This is a genomic window from Candidatus Nanopelagicales bacterium, assembly GCA_018003655.1.
GTDB lineage: Bacteria > Actinomycetota > Actinomycetes > S36-B12 > UBA10799 > JAGNDY01.
Map to the genome: position 1 here is coordinate 16278 of JAGNDY010000004.1, position 17507 is coordinate 33784.

Here is a 17507-nt window from a genome sequence, read left to right on the forward strand (position 1 = left end):
GTGAAGTTCGGCATTCCCAGCGATTGCGGCGTCGGGAGTGCCGCTTGCGCGGGAACTGCGGTGACCCCCAAGACGGCGACGCCTGCCGTGGCCGCTACTGCCAATCGAATGCCGGGGTGAACGCGCGCTCGCTGATTCGACATTTCTGTTTCCCTAGCTCCAGCAAACCGCATCCGGTTCACCCCTCCACCTTGCGCGCCAAACTGACCAGAAGCACCAAGGGTCACCCGTTCGGGTCAGCCGAATTTGACCTGCGTCTGGGTCGTAGCCTGCAGCGGGCCCAGAATCGCGTTCAGGTGGTCGAGCAGGTCCTGTGGGTCCTTGAACACTGCGACGGCGCCAGCCTTGCGAAGCTCGGCCGAACTTGTGCCTCCGCACTCCACACCGGTGCACCGCATGTCCAGGCGGGTTGCCGCTTCGACATCCCAGACCGAGTCGCCAACGAAGAGGACATCGCTGGCCTCCAACCCGAGCTTCTCCAGTGAGGCGACCAGCATGTCGGGATCGGGTTTAGTCGCGTTGACGTCACTGGCCCCTGTGACCTCCGTGATCGCCTCGTCGCTGTCGAGTACCGCCAGTAGCGCGTCCAGATCTTCCTTGCCCGCAGACGAGGCCAAACCGACTCGAAGGTCGCGGTCGGCGCAAGCCTTGAGCAACTCCCGGGCACCGGGCAACGCCTTGAGATCGCCGTGGTGGGAGGAAAACCGCCTGCTGTGGGCATCGATGACGTCGTCGTCGTTCAGATCTCGGTCGGGCCCAAGGAGGTGGTCGAGCAGCTTGTCTGAGCCCATTCCGATCGCCCGATGGATCTGCGCCATGGGCACATGAGTTCCCTGCTCGTCGAATGCCATCGACCACGCGACCGTGTGCAGGTAGGTGGTATCGACCAGTGTTCCATCGATGTCGAACAGGATGGCGCGGACCGGTTGTGCCGCAGCTTTATCCGTCATTGCCTCAGGATCGCGGTCGATGCGTTGGTTGTCGAGTCGGCGGTGGCTCTGATGGGAGGGCGACGCGAGGCTGTTGGGATTCCTGGAGGTCTAGCCCGGGTACTGCGCCCGCCAGCGGTTCATCTCGTCCTGGAGGGATTGCCAGTACTTGGGCGATTGCTTCTTCAATGTGCCCGCCCAGCCCTGCGTGCCGATGCCCCAGTGGCTGAAGTCCCTGCCACCGTTGGTCAACCCGTAACCCACCTGAGCGTTGTAGACCGGGTCAAGGATCCGGCTGAAGTCTGCGTGTGACCGGTGAACGTCGTTGATCTGGAAAAGCCCGTAGTCACGCGTGCCGTCGGAGTTCTTGGGCCCAACGATCGCGGGGAAGGCACGCGACTCTCGCATGACGATTGCCCACGCGATCCGGATTGATGGCTCGCGGAAGCCAGCGCGGCTCAGAACGGACTTCAGTTGCGTGGGACTCAGTTGGGCCGTGCTGGAAGAAGGAGGGCTGGCAGCGGGAGTACGCGTCGCTGACGTCGATGCGGGCTTTGCACTGGGCACCCAGCGCAGCCCCAGTCGGGTTGCGCTTGAGCGACCGATGATTCCATCGGCGTCACCGCTGCGGTAGCCGAGTTTGCGCTGCCAGCGGCGAACCGATGCCCGGGTGGCTTTGAAGTAGCCACCGGTCGTACCGGCCCGGCGTAGTCCGCGAGTTGCCGAGTGGTGCCTGATCAGGCGCTTCTGCATCCGCCGAACCGAGGTGGAGTTCCGGATTCCGTACCGGGCCGCAGACTCGTAAAACGCCGGACCTGAGCCAGCGGGCGCCAGGGTCAGTAGTTGGCTTGACGCGGCAGCCTGAACGTTCGCGGCCGCAATTGACGTGGCGGCGGAGGACGGACCGGCAGCAATGGTCGTGACACTGACGGCACTGACCACACACGTCGCTAGTGAACCGACAACGACGGACCTTCTTGGGTTTGCCATGGGGAATCCGTTCAACAATCACGCGGCCGTTTACCGCTCGCCTATTACCTATCGGCAGCAATTCCGATGTCCTGAAATCGGAACCGGAAACACCCATGACCACGGGCTCGCTGTGGCCACGAGCATTGCGTGATCGGACCCGCGATGGGAAGGCATTCCGGGCTGATGGGACGCAGATCACGCGTGTCGACGGTGGCATTTGCTTGTGCTGCGAAAGCACTTGACGGTTGCTACCATCGCCCGGCGCGAGCATCCGGCGCGTGACTGATCGTCAATCGCGTGCGACAGTTGTGGCATGCGCTATCTGACGAAGACACAGACGTTCACGTTGGTATTGGCGATCGTCTACATCCTGTCGCCAATCGATCTGATCCCGGAGCTGATTGCTGGCCCGTTCGGCCTCGTCGACGATGTTGCCGCCTTCGGCGTGATCATCTCGCTCTTGCTGTCGGCCAAGGTGACCGCCGCCAACGCAAAGACGCAACGGACCTACGTGACCGTTGACCCGATGACCGGAAACGTCACGAACTGAGGCTGCCGTAGCACGAGGGCCGACCGTCAAAGCGACGTGACCGGGCGGACCTACCGAACCCCGAGGTTCTCAGTTCGCCAGGCCAACTTCTTGAGGAATCCGCGGTTGGGAAGGCCACCGTGGTTGTGCCAGCCGTAGGTCCGTTTTGCCTGCCGAACCAGCTTGCGGAATCCACTGCCGGCACGCGCGCTGCGGGACTTGGCGAGTACAGCTTTGCGGAACTTCACGACCTCGCCGGAGCGACCCGACTTGCGCGTCGTCGCGATCAGCGAGCGCGCGTCGATAGTCGGTCGATTCCAGACTCGCGACGGTTCGTAGAACAAGGTCTCCGGCCGGTTCAGGTAGTTGTAGCGAGTCCACGCAGCGGTGGAGTTGTTGCCAGCGACACTCGCTGACGCGCAACCCTTGAACGACGCGAGGTGCAGGTGCGGCCCAGTGCTATTGCCCGTATTCCCGCTGAGCCCAAGCTGGGTGCCGGTGCCTGGGATGGGGCGACCGTTTGACCCCATCCGCGGACCGGAGACCCGTTGGCCAACGGTAACTTTGATGCCGGGGGACAAGTGCTGCCAGTACGTGGAGACTTGCCTGCCTTTGACGGTGTGGCAGACCAGAACCCAGTTTGAGGATGCGTTCGAGCCTGGGTTGTAACCCGGGCGATTATTAGCGACGCCGTCGTTGAGGCCGATCACCACACCGTTGCGGGGTGAGTGCACCGGTGTCCCGAGCCACAACCCAACGTCCCAGGCTCGGTGTGCCCCGCCGTTGCCGTAAGCCCACCCGGCATTGAGGCGGGCCGACCCAACCCACGCTGGCGACTTCACCATCGCGCCCGTTCGGGTACCAACCCAAGCTGAGCGCAGCGAACGTTTGGCCGGGGCGTTGGCCTCACCGTCGACGCCGGTGGAGTTGCCGTTGTCGGCGGTGCGGGCAGGAGCTGACGCCGGTGTCGAGGCGAAGGCCGGACCGACGGCAACGGCTGCGGCGGCGATGGCGGCGACGGGTGCCAAGAACATGATCGGACGACTGCGACGAGGTGACATGGGGGTGCCTAACGGTCGAGGATGCTTGCTTGCTCGGTTTAGTTATCGGACGTGTGCCGACACTTCCGAAGTCGCATACGGCTGATCTGACGATTGCCGGATCGGCGTCCTGGTGGACGTCGGTCCAACGCCCAGTCACTCGGCGATGCAGCCTCACCGACCCGCCGTCCCGCGGTCTGAGTCGTTAGCCTGACTTCACCGCCGACAGTAGCGACGGTGCCGGCAAGGTGCAGCGGGAGTGGAAATTGTCCGAGAGCCGGTTACACCCTGTGATAGCCAGCGAGCCCGACTGGGTTGCGCACACGATCTGGTGGCAGGTCTTCCCCATGGGATTCACCGGCGCAGACATGAGCGGACAGAACCGCCAACCAGCACGGCGAATCACGCACATTGCGAACTGGCTCGACTACTTGCTTGAGATCGGCTGTTCGGGTCTCCTGCTTGGGCCGATCTTCACCTCGGCAAGTCACGGTTACGACACCATCGACTACCTCACGATCGATCCGCGACTTGGCGACGACGCGGACTTCGACCAGCTCGTTGAGGCCGCTCGATCCCGCGGGGTCCGGATCCTGCTGGATGGGGTTTTCAATCACGTCGGTCGGGAGTTTCCTCAGTTTGAACAGGCACTACGTGAGGGTTCGCAATCTCCGTTCGCGGATTGGTTCCACCTGACCTGGCCTGCCCTTGGTGCTGATGCTGAAGCGGATGGCGGGGTGATTGGCCGGAATGCGAGCGGTCAACCGACACATGAATCCTTCGAGGGCCATGAGGACTTGGTGACGCTCAACCACCAAAGCCCCGCAGTGGTGGACTTCGTCGTCGAGGTGATGAACCACTGGCTGGACAGGGGAGTCGATGGCTGGCGGCTAGATGCGGCTTACGCCATGCCGCCGAGCTTCTGGGCGCAGGTGCTGCCGCGGGTCCGTGACAAGCATCCCGATGCCTACATCGTCGGTGAGGTCATCCATGGTGACTACTCGCAGATTGTCGCCGAGGCTGGATTGGACTCGGTGACGCAATACGAACTCTGGAAGGCGATCTGGAGTTCGATCAACGACGCGAACTTCTTCGAACTGGCGTGGGCACTGGAACGCCATGACGAATACCAGGAGAGCTTCGTTCCGCTGACATTTCTTGGCAATCACGATGTCACGCGTATCGCCAGCCAAATCACCGATGACCGGCACCACGCCCATGCGCTGGCGATCCTGTTGGCGGTCGGCGGAACGCCGTCGATCTACTACGGAGACGAACAAGCATTCCGAGGTATCAAAGAGGAACGGTTCGGCGGTGACGACGCGATCCGCCCAGAGTTCCCGGCTGATGCCAGCGAACTGGCTCAGTTTGGCTGGCCCAGCTACCGGCTCCACCAGCAGCTCATCGGGCTTCGGCGGCGATACCCCTGGCTACACCGCGCCCGCATCGAAGTGCTCGAACTGACAAACCAGCAGTTCCTCTTCCGAACGGCCACCAACGGCGAGCAGCTAGTGGTCGCTCTCAACCTCGGGGAGGGACAGTGGCGCGTCGACACGGGGGCTCGTCACGCGGTGCAGTCGGGAAGTAGCGGCGCGGACGTTTCCGGCAGCTGGTTGACACTGGACCCGCACGGCTGGGCGATCCTCGAACTCGACTAGGCCCGCAGTCCGTCTCGGCACCCCGGTTTGCTACCCGTCGGAGGCGGGCAGTTGTGCGAGCCGCACCTCGATCAGCTTCTTGACGAGACTCGCAGGCAGTGGTTGATCGATAGGGAAGCGCAAGGTTCCCTTGCTGGTCGAGTAGCCAGCAGTCTCCTTCGGCAGTTCGCGCAGCACTGAGCCACTCATGGGGAAGTAGCTGCAATGTGCCTTGTACGCCGCGATACCTGCGATGGAGTCCCCGTTGAGCGCGAAGGTTGGAATGCCGTAAGAGATGATCTGATCGGCATCCGGCAGGACAGCCAGAATCGTTGTGCGAAGTGCTTCCAGGGTGCTGCGCTGGGGCTCTGGTGCTTCGGCCAAGTAGTGGTCCATTTCCGCCTTCGACATGCCCGGAAGCATAGGGCGCACCAAGCCGACGTTTCTAGACCCGGGAATACGACCCCAATGCCGGTACCGTCGCGGCATGCTCTCTTGGATTGCGACCCTGCCGACCTGGCTGATCGTGATTATCTGCGGCTCGGCGTTCTCCGCGGTGACGTTCGGCACGCGAGCCGTGGTGCTTCGTCGAACTGCCACCAAGCGTCAAGGCGAACTGATCGACCTTGCTACGGCCATGAATGGCCCCACGGGAACCACGCTCGCATTCCTGATCGGGTTTGCGGTTTCCATTACGTGGGGGACGATGAGTGCCGCACAGGTTTCCATCGAGAAGGTCGCGGCTTCTGCCCAGCAGGTCTCGTGGTTGACCGAGAACCTCAGTGACTCGAGCAAGACCGTTGTGATCAACGAGGATCTGGATCGCTACCTGACGACGATTGTCAACAATGATCGAACGAACCTGGCTGACCGGAACCTGGTGGAGCTGCCGTCCTTTGATTCGTTAAACAAACTCGAACGAGACGTTCGCCAGACCAGCAAGACCGGCGCCACAGTGAACCCGGAGTCCGGTCCGCTGCTGTCCGCCGCGTCGAGTCTGACTGAGAGCCAAGCCGAGCTCAATGCCTTGGCTCGCCGACAACTGCCATCGGTGGTGCTCTGGTTGTTGATCTTTACAGCTGGGCTGTCGGCCGCAGTGATGGGAATTGTCGCGACCAAGGTCAGACGGCCATATTTGATCTTCGGCTGGGCGCTGGTAGCTGCGATCGGAATCAGTGTGGTCCTCAGCCTCTACAACCCGTTCATTGGAACCGTCTCAGTGGACTTCCAACCGCTGACCGACGCGGCGGCCCGCATCAACGACGGCCTACCTCGCTAGCGGGTGTGCGATCTGGGTCGAGGCGTGACCCATTCCTGTTCGCAACAGTCTTGGTGACCGTGACCGTGACCGTGACGATGCCTGATGTCCCCATCGCGACCTTGTATCGACACATCTCGGCGTTGGCTGAGGCCAAGGTGCTCACTGTCGTCTCCGAACGTCGTGACCGATCCCGTCGGTTACCGGACGACCGCTGTTTACGCGGACGAGGAGGATGTCCGCGCCGTCACCGGGCTTTTCGCCAAGGTGCTTGAGCCGCTGGTGGTGGAGGCTGAAGGTAAGCAGCGGATCCTGATCAGCACCGTGGTCGTGCCCAACTGAGTCATCCCACCCAGTTCCCACCCAGTTCCGCAAACTGAACCCCGCAGCCGAGTTCCAGACGGTCGAACGACCTAGAGCCAGCGGTACCGCAGGGTGTAGGTTGTTACTAGCGGATGGGTGGTCGGTAGAAGGAGGCTCGCTATGAGCACCGAGGCAGTCAAGACGGTGTCGATGAGTGTGCAAGATGCGCTGTGGCTCACCATGGACCGCCCCAACAACCTGATGGTTGTCGACGGGGCGATGGTGCTGCGAGGCCAGCCTTCGCTGGAGGCCGTTCAAAATGTCTTCGCCGAGGCAGTCAAACGATTCCCCGTCTTGGCTCGCAAGCCAGTCAAAGCTGGCATGGGGTGGGCGTGGCAGGACGATCCGCACTTTGATCCGGCAACCAACGTCGAGAACCTGATTCTTGACGAGCCAATGGACATGCGCGGCCTGCAGGACTTCCTCGCCAAGATCAGGGCAGAGCCGTTGGACAAGGGCCGTCCGCTGTGGCGCGGGTACTTGCTGTCTCCAGTGGTCTTGGCCGACGGATCGACCGGCTCAGCCATCGTCTCGCGCTTCCACCACTCGATCGCCGATGGAGTCCGACTGACGCAGGTGCTGCTCGGCCTGTGCGAATCCGAGGAGTTGGCTGTCGGCGCAAGGGTCGCTCGCAAGGGAACCAAGCGCACCGACGAGTCCGTCGGCGGTGACGGCGCTGCAAATGTCGCGATCAATGCTGCTGAGGGTGCGACGTCTCTTGTGGGTCACGGACTGAGTGGACTCGTATCGGAAACCGCCCACGCGGCCCGGCACCCGCTCCACGCGCTTGCCGATGTTCCGCGCAGGTCGGTGGCGGCGGCGCGGGCAGGAATGCATGTCGTGGAAGGTGGCATAGATCGGATTCGGCACCCGGACCGCGTTCTCGACGCGCTAGAAGTCCTCGGGGTGGAGAACCATCGCAGCACCAACGATCTTTCCTCCGTAACCAAGCTCACCCTGACCGGTTCCGAGCCGACGGTCTGGACGGGCCACCCGGGTACCGTCAAAGCGGTCGCGTGGTCAGCGCCGATTCCACTGGACTCGATCAAGAGCGTGGGTAAGGCGGCGGGAGCGACGGTCAACGACGTCCTGCTCGCGGCCGTTGCCGGAGGCTTGCGGCAGTACCTCAACGAGCGCGACGCGGCGATCGACGAAGTTGTGTGGATGGTCCCGGTCAACTTGAAGCCGTTCGAGGACAACCTGCCGCCGGACCTCGGCAACTACTTCGCGCTGGTGTTCTTGCCGATGCCTCTGAGCCTCGGTGATGCCCGCGACCGGCTAACCCAAATGCATCATCGGATGCAACGCATCAAGAACTCCGACGAGGCTGTGCTGACATTCGGATTGCAGCGGATCGTCTCGATGTCGCCCAAGCAGATTGCATTCTTCTTGACGAACTTCTTTGCGAACAAAGCGATCGGGGTGTTGACCAATGTGCCCGGTCCGTCAGGACCGATGACCTTCGCCGGCGTCACCGTGGAACAGGTAGTGGGCTTTGCTCCCTGCTCCGGCGACCAGCCGATGACCGCCACAATCTTCAGCTACAACGGCGGGGTCACGGTCGGATTTGCCAGTGACGCTGGCCTGGTTTCCGCCCCTGAGGAATTGGTGGATTACGTCATCAGCGACCTTGCGGCGATGGGTGTCGCGACCGGCTAATCGAGTCGGAGAGGGCACCGACTACTAAGAGTGAACGCACCGAAATTCACACGCTGACCTCCCACAAATCACGCCCTGTATCTGCTATGCGGAATTTTTTGCGGGTTGTTCCATTCGGTTTGACACTGCCTTTGCGACCCAAACATGCTGATTCACGCCGATCCCGCCGACTTGTGGAATTGGCACGTAGGGCTGCTGGACTTCCCCCCAGGCCCGCAGGTAGGTGGTTTTCGTGAAGTCGCGTTTCTGTGTCTCAACCGCTTTGGCGGTTGCAGCAACGGCCGTGGTGGCAGGTCCCGCATCTGCCTCCGTCATCGCGCCCCCCGTTGGTCCGACGAGCCCGGCGGTCACTGCCGCGGCCGCTCAACTCGATAAGGCCATTGCGGCCAAGAAGTCCGTCGACGCCCAGGCTGCGGCCGCGCAGAAGGCCATGCTCGACGCGCGCTCCCACGTCCTATCCGCTCCGAAATCATCAAAAGCCGCAGCAGCAGCCACGAAGGCCTACGAGAGCACGCAAAAGAAGTACGCGGCATTGAGTGCCGCGCAGGCAGCCGCCGCCAAGAACATCACCGCGCTGAAGTCGCGGTACTCGTCAACCAGTAGCAAAGCCGCTGCGGACTACCGAGCGGCACGGCCCAAGATCACCGCCGCAAACATCGATCGCCGTGGTCGCCGTCTCGCCTACAAGAAGTATTCGGTCAACCCGAGCAACTACCTTGCAAACGGGATTCGCAACGCGAAGCCGCTCGGTGGGATCAGACTGACAACCGGCAGCTACGGCAGCACGGCAGTCGGCATTTGGTATGGCGACTGCTCACTCACCTACTCAACTCCAAAGCCCGTGGTGAACTCGACGCGTGGCTCGAACAAACAGGGTGCGTTCGCGGCGCTGCGTCGCTATGGGTTCTCACAGCACGGTGCGGCCGCCCTAGTTGCCGTGGCGAACAAGCGCTCGGGGATGAACCCGACCCAGCGCTCGGCTGGATACGGTGTGTTGGGCTGGGCGGACACACGTCCCCTGACCGCCGCGGCAGCCAGGGTCAAAGCCGACTCCTCGTCGTTGTCCTTTCAACTCTCGTACGCCATCCATCAGATCCGGGCGAGCAAAGCCCTCGACGCTGCGGCGCACACCACATCGGCGAGCAACGCGGCAGGAACGTTCGCCAAGGGCTTCGGCGTGCGGTACACCAGCTCGTTGGCCAGCCGGGCGACCAAGTACGCCGCCAAATACACGGCTGACAATTCCCTGGCGGTCAAGAAGACCTGCGTCAACCAAGGCATGAAGGCTTTCGCCGCTAAGTACTTGTCACTGATCGGTACCTCGACGCTGCGCGGTTGGTACGACAATCGCCCGTACTCGGTACAGGGCATGTGCCAGAAGAACAGCCAGAGCGTCTGGAAAATGGTTGGCGGAGGGAACTACCGGCCCGGCATCACCGGCAACGCCGTCGACGTCGGGATGTACATGCGCAACACCGGCAAGCTCAACGCCTGGTCGGGTTACGCGCCGCGCGGTGCACTGGTCTGGTGGGACAACTCCATCGGAGGTGGGTATGGCCACGTGGCCGTGTCCGACGGAGCCGGCAACTTCATCAACAACTGGAGTTCCGGTCGGATCTCTTCTACCTCGTTCGCGTCACTGAATGTGACGCCGATGGGTTGGGCGGATCCTGCCAAGGTGTACGGCAAGTACAAGCCGGGCAAGTGAGAGATCTGGTCCGCTAGCGAGCTGGGCAGCTCGTCAGTGGCAGGGCCAAGTGGCCCGGACTCACTAGCGGCCGAACAGTGGCGGGCCATACGTCAGGCACACGCCAGCGGCGGTGGCACTGACAAACACACCGATCAGGACGAGCGCCACCATTCGCGCCCAGTGCGACCGGGGGCCTGCCATCGCTGGCGGCATGTAGCTGGCGGGTAGATCGCCGTGACCCCGCAGGGCTCGAGCGTGTGGATCCGGTTCGGCGTCGTCGTCGGCCGAGGGGACGTTCTGAAAAAGCTGATGTGCTGCGGCGTCCTTGGAACCCATGGTCAGTAGTGTCTCCCACCAATCTCGAATCGCCAACGTTGTATTGCCGGCGGCGGCGGGCACAGCCTGCTGGGTACCCGCAGACTCCGCCGACGACTCCGCCGACGACTCCGCGTACGGTGCCAATATGTCCTTGGCCGGATCGATCGTCAGCACGGTGTTGCCACCTGCACCGAGGCCCGTCTATGGCTGGCCCGATAGCACCAGCAACGACCCGGGCTATTTCGGCCCGGGTTCCCTGACCTGGCGCATTCACGCCGATCCCGGAGCAGCGGTCGCCGGAGTGCGCGCGATATTCATGCAATCGCTGCACCCCCAAGCGATGGCGGGGGTAGCCCGCTACTCCGACTACCGCGAGGACCCGTGGCGGCGGTTGGGGCGCACCGCCCAGTACATCGGTGCCATCAGTTTCGGAACTCGCGACGAGGCTGATCGGGTCTCCGCCGCCGTTCGTTCAGTACATGCTCGACTCGGGGTCGACGCGGCCGACCTGCTTGCGTGGGTTCACTACGGTTTTGTCGATTCAATGCTCAGCGTCACCCGCCGCGGCGGTCTGCGACTGTCCGACGAGCAGGCGGACCGGTATGTCGCTGAGCAGGTCCAAGCGGCCAAGCTGATCGGCTTGAGCGAGGCGGACGTGCCACATGATGTGAAGGGCTTGCGTGACTACCTAACCCAGGTCAGGCCCGTGCTTCGGGCAACGGCGGAGGCTCGCGACGCAGCCAGATTCATCCTGGTCCCACCCATGGATAGCCGCGTTCGTTGGTTCACGCCCGCTCAGCCGCTGTGGTCAGGACTCACGACGACCGCATTCGCAGCTCTGCCGCGCTGGGCAAGGCGAATGTTCGGCGACGGCATCGTCGGGGAGCTACTCGGCGGAGTCCCGCTGCTCAGCGACGTCTCCACCACGGTGGCGCTGCGCAGTTGGCGTCGATCGTTTGCCGCGCTGCCCACTGAGCTCCGTAAGGGGCCCTACGTCAGCGCCGCCGAGAAGCGGCTGGACCTCACGGTGCTCTGACATCCGTGGCGGCTTCGAGAGTTGCCGCATTCACCCATGTGCAGTAGGGCATAGCGATGCGGGGTTAGGGAATCCGGTGTCCGTGCCGATCCACCAAGAGTGGTTTACCTAACAAATTCGACCCGCAAGTCTTCCGCGTCCTTAGTCGGCGTGGTCTCAGTCGCTGCCGTGGTCGCTGGATTGACCGGTGGCCAGATCGCCGCTGCTGGCTCGGCTGCTGGCGTCCCCGCGAACACGGCAGCGCTTGCCGCCGTGAGTACACAGTTGCCTGCGAAGACGAAGACGCGCGGGGGAAATCACTGGCAGCGGGTGTTCGCGGAGGGGTTCGGCAGAAGCGCGCCGCGCGGCACGTTCCTCAATCGATATCGGAACTTCGATTCCTACCGGTTCCCAGCCACGGATACCAGTCGCCAAGTCAGATCCAACCCGGGCTTCTACGACACGGACCGAACCGTCTCGGTGGCGGGAGGCAGGCTGGATTCCTTCTTGCACTACGACAGTTCCCTGCGTAAATACCTGGTCGCGGCACTGCTACCGCAACTCCCGCGGATGCGGTATGGAAAGTTCTCGATGCGCTTGCGGGCCGACAAGATTCCCGGCTACAAGATTGCGCCGCTGTTGTGGCCGGACTCGGGGAAGTGGCCCAACGATGGCGAGATCGACTTCCCAGAGGGTGACCTGAACGGCGGGTCGTTGTCGGCGTTCCATCATCACGCGACGTCCCGCGGAACCCAACAACACTTCTCCACTAGGGTTTCGCATCGAAGGTGGCACACCTACGAGACGAGGTGGACGCCTGGTCGGGTGGTGTTCCGCGTCGATGGCAGGAGAATCGGCGTCTCGCGGAAGCAGGTTCCCAACAAGCCGATGCACTGGGTGCTGCAGTTTGAGACGGCCATCCGATCCCAGGCTCCGTCGCAAAGTGCGCATGGTCATGTCCAGATCGATTGGATCAAGGCCTACCGATACAGATGACGTGGAAGGGGCGGCCGTGACCGGTTTCAGCGAGGCCATTGCCGTGGAACTGCTCGACGAGCGGCCCGACCACCGGTCGCTACGGGTCGACGACTTGGCCCTGGTCACAACCGCGTACCGAATTGTTATAGATCCGAATTGGGGTATCGGTGGTCGTCCCAATGGCGGCTACTTGCTGGCCGCGATCGCCAACGCCGGCCGGTCGGCCATTGCCGAGACCGGCGGTGAACATGCTGACGCCCTTGCCGCGAGTGCCCAGTTCCTTCGCCCCCCATCGACAGGTCCGGCTGAAGCCCTGGTGACCGTGTTGCGACGTGGACGGTCGAGCACTCAGGTCCAGATTGAGCTCCATCAAAACGAGCAGTTGTGCGTCGTCGCACTGCTGAACTTTGGCGGACTGGCAGCCGAGTCGGAACCCTGGTGGTCCGACGGTGACGGGATCGACCTTCCAGCCGAGCACGACTGCGTCGAACTGCCGGTCAATCCACCCGGTGGTGATTTCGAGGTGCCGATGATGGAGTTCGTGGCGCAACGGCTCGATCCATCCGTCCTGGGGTTCGCAGTCGGCAAGCCGGCCAACAAGGGCGAACTGCGAGGCTGGTTGCGGTTCCGTGACGACCGCCCGCTGGATGCACTGGCGCTGTTGTTTGCCGTGGACTCATTCCCGCCGGCAGTGTTTGACCTAGGTTCGATGGGCTGGGTTCCGACCCATCAACTGAGCGTGTACACGCGGGCCTTGCCGGTCCCTGGACCGTTGCAGGTTCGGCAGCGAGCCAGGCTCGTTGAGGCCGGAACCGTTGATGAGGTCTGCGATGTCTGGGACAGTGCCGGTCGACTCGTCGCACAGGGAACGCAACTCGCGGGCTTCCGCCCGCCGCAGGAGCGTGGCTCGTCTCAGTAGCGCTAGAGGCACCTCGCCGCCGCGGCGGCGGCGTCGGTTGCAGACAGGAGCATGCCCAACGCGCGGTCGGTGACTTGGTCTCCGGTGGAGATGAAATCAACGGAGACGATTGCATCGTCGACGTCTGTGGGCTCAGTGCGCACCGTCTCCACACCACGTCCAGGCGTCAGCAGGGCAGAGGTGGCTCGGTTGTAACTGGCATCCAAGTGCTCGCGCAACGCTGTGGAATCCCAAGTGCTCTCGACGCCTCGATCGTGGTCTTGTCGTGCCTTGGCTTCCAAGGCGAAAGTCGAAGTCGCAGCCTGCATGCACGCATCGAGCAGCGTGAGGGCTGCGACAGGGTCGGTCTCGCTGTGATGGGGTTCAAGCAGGACACCCTCGGCCTCTGGGCGGGCGACCAGCACAGACTCCCTGGCGTCCTTACCAAGAGCGCGGATCGCTGGGCCATCGTAGTGCGCTGGGTCATCGAGCGCATCGAGCGCTGCAGTCGCCCAATTACGGTGGGCCACGAGCGTGTTTCGCAGCAGTTTGGGTAGCTCTTTGCCTTTCCACGATGGCCATAGCAGGTAGATCAGCAAGCCAATTACGACCCCGATCATGGTGTTCTGCAGTCGGAGAACCACCGTCGCGGAATCCTCGTTGGTCGCCTCCACGAGTACCAAGATCGTCGTACTCATGAAGAACGTGGCAATGCCGTAGTTGCCGGTCGCCCAGCGCATTGTGGAGGGCACGAAGACGATGAGTAGAAAGACCGTGACCCACCCAGGGTCGCTGGTGTAGTCGATGACCAGCGTGACGAACAGAACTGACGCGACTGTTCCGGCGATCCGCAGGATGCTGCGGTTGATCGTGGTCGCAAAGTCAGGTTTGACGATGAAGACGATCGTGATGCCGATCCAATACCCCCGTGGGATGTCGAAGCCCACCGTGAGCACCTCGCCGATTCCAATGGCCAGTGCCAGTCGGAGCCCGTGGCTGAACGACGCAGTGGATGGTGCAAAAAGTGACTGGATCGAGTGGAACCAGTCGGCGAAGCCGCGGACCTCGTCGGCTCGATCGGCCACGGAGCCTTCGGCAGCCAGAGTGTCGCCTCCCGGCGTTCCGTCGGCAGCTTCTGGGCCAGCTGCGAACGTGTCGCCGGCGTCGAGCAGCCGGTTCAGTTGCTCGACGAGGATTGCCCACGTCTCGCCCGACTTCCGATCGTCAGTGTCGGCAGAGTGCAATCCGGCATCGGCGAGGGCAGCCGTTGCGTGTGGTGACCGCAGACTGCGGCGAACGTCCGCCTCGACCTGCTCAAGGACACCCGCCACCGCATATCTTGCACTGGCGGTGGGGCCACCCATGCGCAACCAGTTGGTGATACAGAGCCTGGTCCAGTTCAGTTCTTGGATCAACAGTGCGTACCCGGCATTGCGGCGTGGACTGAGCCGCGCACCCGCCAGCAGGATCTCGCCGTCGGTTTCAGCGCGCGCAGCGGTTAAGTGGGCGTTTCGGGGAGCACCCGTCTCCAGCGTGAGGCTTCGAAGCGCGTCGATGACATTGACGATCCCGCGACGCAACTCCGATTCACGTTCGTATCGCCAACCGATCAGGGAACTCAACCCGGCGACAAGGCAACCGACGAACACCCACGTCGCCAGATGGACCGCGTTCTGCCAGTCGCCAGGGTCGTTGCTGAAAACCAGCGCCGAGATCAGTGTCATCAGGCTCGCGTTCATCGCCACGAGGCCAGAGGCGGCGAACGTGCCGTAGGCAAAGGCGAGTAGGGCGAGTAGGGGAACGATCCACCATGTTCCCGCCAATAGCGCGGCAACAAAAGCCAGGGCCGTGGTACCGAGTCCGGTGAGGATCAGTGCGTTGGTCAGTGTTCGCCGCGGCACGACACCGTCGATGTACCCGACGTTCAGTGCGCCAATGCCAGCAATGGCACCCTCTTCGAGGTGCCCCGCGGCCGCGCCGATCGCGACGACGAGTGCCACCGTCAGTCCACGGCGAGTCGCGGAGGGCCAGCCGGACTTGGGCGCTTGTGTGTCGATTGTGGATTGCCAGAGTTGTCGCAGCGCCGACGGTTGACCGTGCTGCGCAACCATCAACTGCTCCCCACTCTGCTCGCCGCCCTCTTCGCGGCGTTGGCCGTCCGCGCTGCTCGCAGGAGCACCTCGGTCACGCGGTCAGCGTTCGGCAAGTCCTCCGGCAATGATGACTGAGTTGCGATGTCATCAGCCACCGATCTGCTGCCCCGCAGTGTCGCAGACACATCACGAAGATCGCCTGCCGCAGCCAACGCGTACCCCTGGGCGACGTCAGGCATGGGGCTTCCGTGACGCAGCAATGCCTCGGCGGCAACTCCGGAGTCTGAGCACCGCCGAATCCAACTAAGTACGACGCCGACAGCGCCAGCACTCAGCTTGCGGTCGGCGGGCTCGAGCAGCGACGCATTCAAAGTCGCGTTGACAGTCATGCGCGCATCCCTGGCTCGCCGACCACGGTGTCGGATCTCCTCCAATGCAGCTGAGTCAGTTGCTGCCGTTGTGTCACCGTAAGCAACCAAGGAGCTGAGCCAGTCGCCCACGGCATCTGCGTAGCCGGCCGCATCGTGTGCCAGTGATGATCGATTCCACAAGGGAATCGCCAACGCGAAGATAGTGCCGATAACGCAGCCGATCAGCACGTCAACCCATCGCGCGAGGGCAAGCTCGGTGGGATCGAGTCCACCAATCGACAGCAGCAAAATGATCGTCGCGGTCATCAGGATGGTTTGGGTGCCTTGATTGACCGAGACGACCGCGTACATCAGGAACACCAACAGCGAGATCGCCGCGACTTGCCAGAATGTCGACTCTCCCAGGACCGCGGCGATACCGACGACAACGCCGACCCCGACCGTGACGCCGATGGCCCGAATCAGGATGCGAGGAGCCGCCGGACCGATATCGGGACGAAGCAGCATCATCGCGCTAACGGCCACCCAGGATCCGTGCTCGAGGTGCAGCGCGAGGCTGATTAGCTCGGCCACCAGCGCCGCCGCGGCCATCCTGATCCCGAACCTCAACGGGCGCGACCCCCAGCTCAGTGACGCTGCCAGGCGATCTGGCAGAGGTCGGGAGTTGCTGCGATGTTCTCGACGCGGTTGCGGTAGTCGCATGATGTGGCGGACGTGGCTGGGCATCTCACCGGTCACGTCGATGAGCGCCTTCGCCGTTCGTGTCATCGGGCGCTCGGAGTCCTCGGACCGCTGGAGTCGCGACCGCAGCGCGTCAACCTGATCGTCCAGATCTTGCAGCGACGGCTCGTGCTCGCGCTCGATTGCCGCAGCTGCATGTTCGAGCGCCTTGCCACTACCAGTGAAGATCTCGCGGGTTTGTCGATCGGAAGGAATCGCAAGGCCGAGTGAAGCCCGCGCATAGTAGGCACGCGCCTCGATCCGAAGCGCGTCCGCATCAGCCAAGATCAACGCGTAGCGCCCACGATGGTCAGCGGCGAGGTCGCTCTTGGTGACGTAGTCGGCGACCTCTGCCATCGCTGCGGATGCTGCCCGCGTGCCCAGTTCCAGGTTCGGCTCGTCCGAGCGGCCAACAGCCTCGACGTTGTGACCCACGACCCGCAGCGCCTTGGCGATTCGGCGACGCTCGGGGCGATCGCGCACGATCGGGGCAGACGCCAATGCAAGCAAAGTCTGCAGCCCGCCCGCAAGCGCGATCGCCGCGGCCGCTTCGAGTCCACGATCGGCTGATTGCGGCGTGACCAAATGGGTCGCGGCCAGGATCGCTCCGAACACAAAGACCTGCGGTGCGCGTGGGTCGACCCCAGAACTGACTCCCGAAGCGAAGGCAAGCACGACCATGAGCACCAAGGTCGCGATGCCGGAGTTGGCCAAGACTGTGTCGAAGAGGGTGACGACGGTCAGCAGGACGGTCCCAGCTGCCATCGTGTGCCAAGTCGAACGTGGCGAGCGGCCCTTGTCGAGCAGGCCTATCAGCAACGCCGCCGTTGCTGCACTCACTGCCGCCCCAGCGCTTGCGAACTTCAATCCCACGACCAGCAGTAGGACGACGACGCCCGCTCGACGTAGGGCTGACACCCATCGCGCCGCTGACAGGTCAACCTCGATCATCGACATCGTGACCCGATGGGCAAACGAACTCACGGGCCAATACTGGCCCTACCCGCTTGTCCGTCGCGCAATCCGTAGGCTGACAG

General features: G+C 63.1%; 16 protein-coding genes. 9 read left to right on the forward strand and 7 right to left on the reverse strand.

Features of this window, described 5'->3' with window-relative positions:
• Nucleotides 1–236: 236 nt before the first annotated feature.
• Together KAZ48_01785 and KAZ48_01790 are read right to left on the reverse strand one after the other, a co-directional pair.
• Nucleotides 237–950 (reverse strand): HAD family hydrolase, encoded by a 714-nt coding sequence (locus KAZ48_01785; protein MBP7971500.1) that lies wholly within the window; start codon nt 948–950, stop codon nt 237–239.
• 90 nt (nt 951–1040) lie between these two features.
• A complete protein-coding gene (locus KAZ48_01790; GenBank protein ID MBP7971501.1) occupies nt 1041–1919 on the reverse strand; it encodes a hypothetical protein in 879 nt (292 codons plus the stop codon).
• Nucleotides 1920–2214: 295 nt separating this feature from the next.
• Here KAZ48_01790 and KAZ48_01795 point away from each other — a divergent pair, with 295 nt between their 5' ends.
• Nucleotides 2215–2451: a DUF1232 domain-containing protein gene (locus tag KAZ48_01795; protein MBP7971502.1), complete on the forward strand. Its 237-nt coding sequence runs from the start codon at nt 2215–2217 to the stop codon at nt 2449–2451.
• A 50-nt stretch (nt 2452–2501) separates the two neighbouring features.
• Here the strand turns inward: KAZ48_01795 and KAZ48_01800 are convergent, their stop codons facing one another.
• Nucleotides 2502–3491: a M23 family metallopeptidase gene (locus KAZ48_01800; GenBank protein MBP7971503.1), complete on the reverse strand. Its 990-nt coding sequence runs from the start codon at nt 3489–3491 to the stop codon at nt 2502–2504.
• A 326-nt stretch (nt 3492–3817) separates the two neighbouring features.
• Between KAZ48_01800 and KAZ48_01805 the strand changes: the two genes are divergently transcribed.
• Nucleotides 3818–5128: an alpha-amylase family protein gene (locus KAZ48_01805; protein ID MBP7971504.1), complete on the forward strand. Its 1311-nt coding sequence runs from the start codon at nt 3818–3820 to the stop codon at nt 5126–5128.
• Nucleotides 5129–5158: 30 nt separating this feature from the next.
• On the opposite strand, the gene KAZ48_01810 is transcribed toward KAZ48_01805, so the two are convergent.
• Nucleotides 5159–5518 (reverse strand): DUF1801 domain-containing protein, encoded by a 360-nt coding sequence (locus tag KAZ48_01810; protein MBP7971505.1) that lies wholly within the window; start codon nt 5516–5518, stop codon nt 5159–5161.
• A gap of 76 nt (nt 5519–5594) precedes the next feature.
• On the opposite strand from KAZ48_01810, the gene KAZ48_01815 reads away from it, so the two are divergent.
• The 4 genes from KAZ48_01815 to KAZ48_01830 all read left to right on the forward strand — a co-directional run bounded on the left by KAZ48_01815 (nt 5595) and on the right by KAZ48_01830 (nt 10095).
• On the forward strand, nt 5595–6386 hold the full coding sequence (locus tag KAZ48_01815) for a DUF4239 domain-containing protein (protein MBP7971506.1): 792 nt from the start codon (nt 5595–5597) through the stop codon (nt 6384–6386).
• A gap of 162 nt (nt 6387–6548) precedes the next feature.
• Complete coding sequence (locus tag KAZ48_01820; protein MBP7971507.1) at nt 6549–6707, forward strand: hypothetical protein; 159 nt, start codon at nt 6549–6551, stop codon at nt 6705–6707.
• Nucleotides 6708–6848: 141 nt separating this feature from the next.
• Complete coding sequence (locus KAZ48_01825; GenBank protein ID MBP7971508.1) at nt 6849–8387, forward strand: DUF1298 domain-containing protein; 1539 nt, start codon at nt 6849–6851, stop codon at nt 8385–8387.
• A 232-nt stretch (nt 8388–8619) separates the two neighbouring features.
• Nucleotides 8620–10095, forward strand: a complete 1476-nt coding sequence (locus KAZ48_01830) for a hypothetical protein (GenBank protein ID MBP7971509.1) — start codon at nt 8620–8622, stop codon at nt 10093–10095.
• Nucleotides 10096–10158: 63 nt separating this feature from the next.
• Here KAZ48_01830 and KAZ48_01835 read toward each other — a convergent pair whose 3' ends face one another.
• Nucleotides 10159–10569 (reverse strand): hypothetical protein, encoded by a 411-nt coding sequence (locus KAZ48_01835; protein MBP7971510.1) that lies wholly within the window; start codon nt 10567–10569, stop codon nt 10159–10161.
• On the opposite strand from KAZ48_01835, the gene KAZ48_01840 reads away from it, so the two are divergent.
• From KAZ48_01840 to KAZ48_01850, 3 genes are all read left to right on the forward strand, one after another.
• Entirely contained in the window at nt 10541–11431 is an 891-nt protein-coding gene (locus KAZ48_01840; protein ID MBP7971511.1) for a DUF2236 domain-containing protein, read from the forward strand. The two genes, KAZ48_01835 and KAZ48_01840, sit on opposite strands and share 29 nt — an antisense overlap.
• Nucleotides 11432–11581: 150 nt before the next feature.
• The gene (locus KAZ48_01845; GenBank protein MBP7971512.1) at nt 11582–12406 is read left to right on the forward strand and encodes a glycoside hydrolase family 16 protein; all 825 of its coding nucleotides are present in this window, start codon (nt 11582–11584) and stop codon (nt 12404–12406) included.
• A gap of 16 nt (nt 12407–12422) precedes the next feature.
• Nucleotides 12423–13307: a thioesterase family protein gene (locus KAZ48_01850; protein MBP7971513.1), complete on the forward strand. Its 885-nt coding sequence runs from the start codon at nt 12423–12425 to the stop codon at nt 13305–13307.
• Nucleotides 13308–13309: 2 nt separating this feature from the next.
• Here KAZ48_01850 and KAZ48_01855 read toward each other — a convergent pair whose 3' ends face one another.
• Both KAZ48_01855 and KAZ48_01860 read right to left on the reverse strand, forming a co-directional pair.
• Entirely contained in the window at nt 13310–15397 is a 2088-nt protein-coding gene (locus KAZ48_01855; protein MBP7971514.1) for an FUSC family protein, read from the reverse strand.
• The gene (locus tag KAZ48_01860; protein ID MBP7971515.1) at nt 15397–17454 is read right to left on the reverse strand and encodes an FUSC family protein; all 2058 of its coding nucleotides are present in this window, start codon (nt 17452–17454) and stop codon (nt 15397–15399) included. Before KAZ48_01860 ends, KAZ48_01855 begins: the two co-directional genes overlap by 1 nt.
• Nucleotides 17455–17507: the final 53 nt, after the last annotated feature.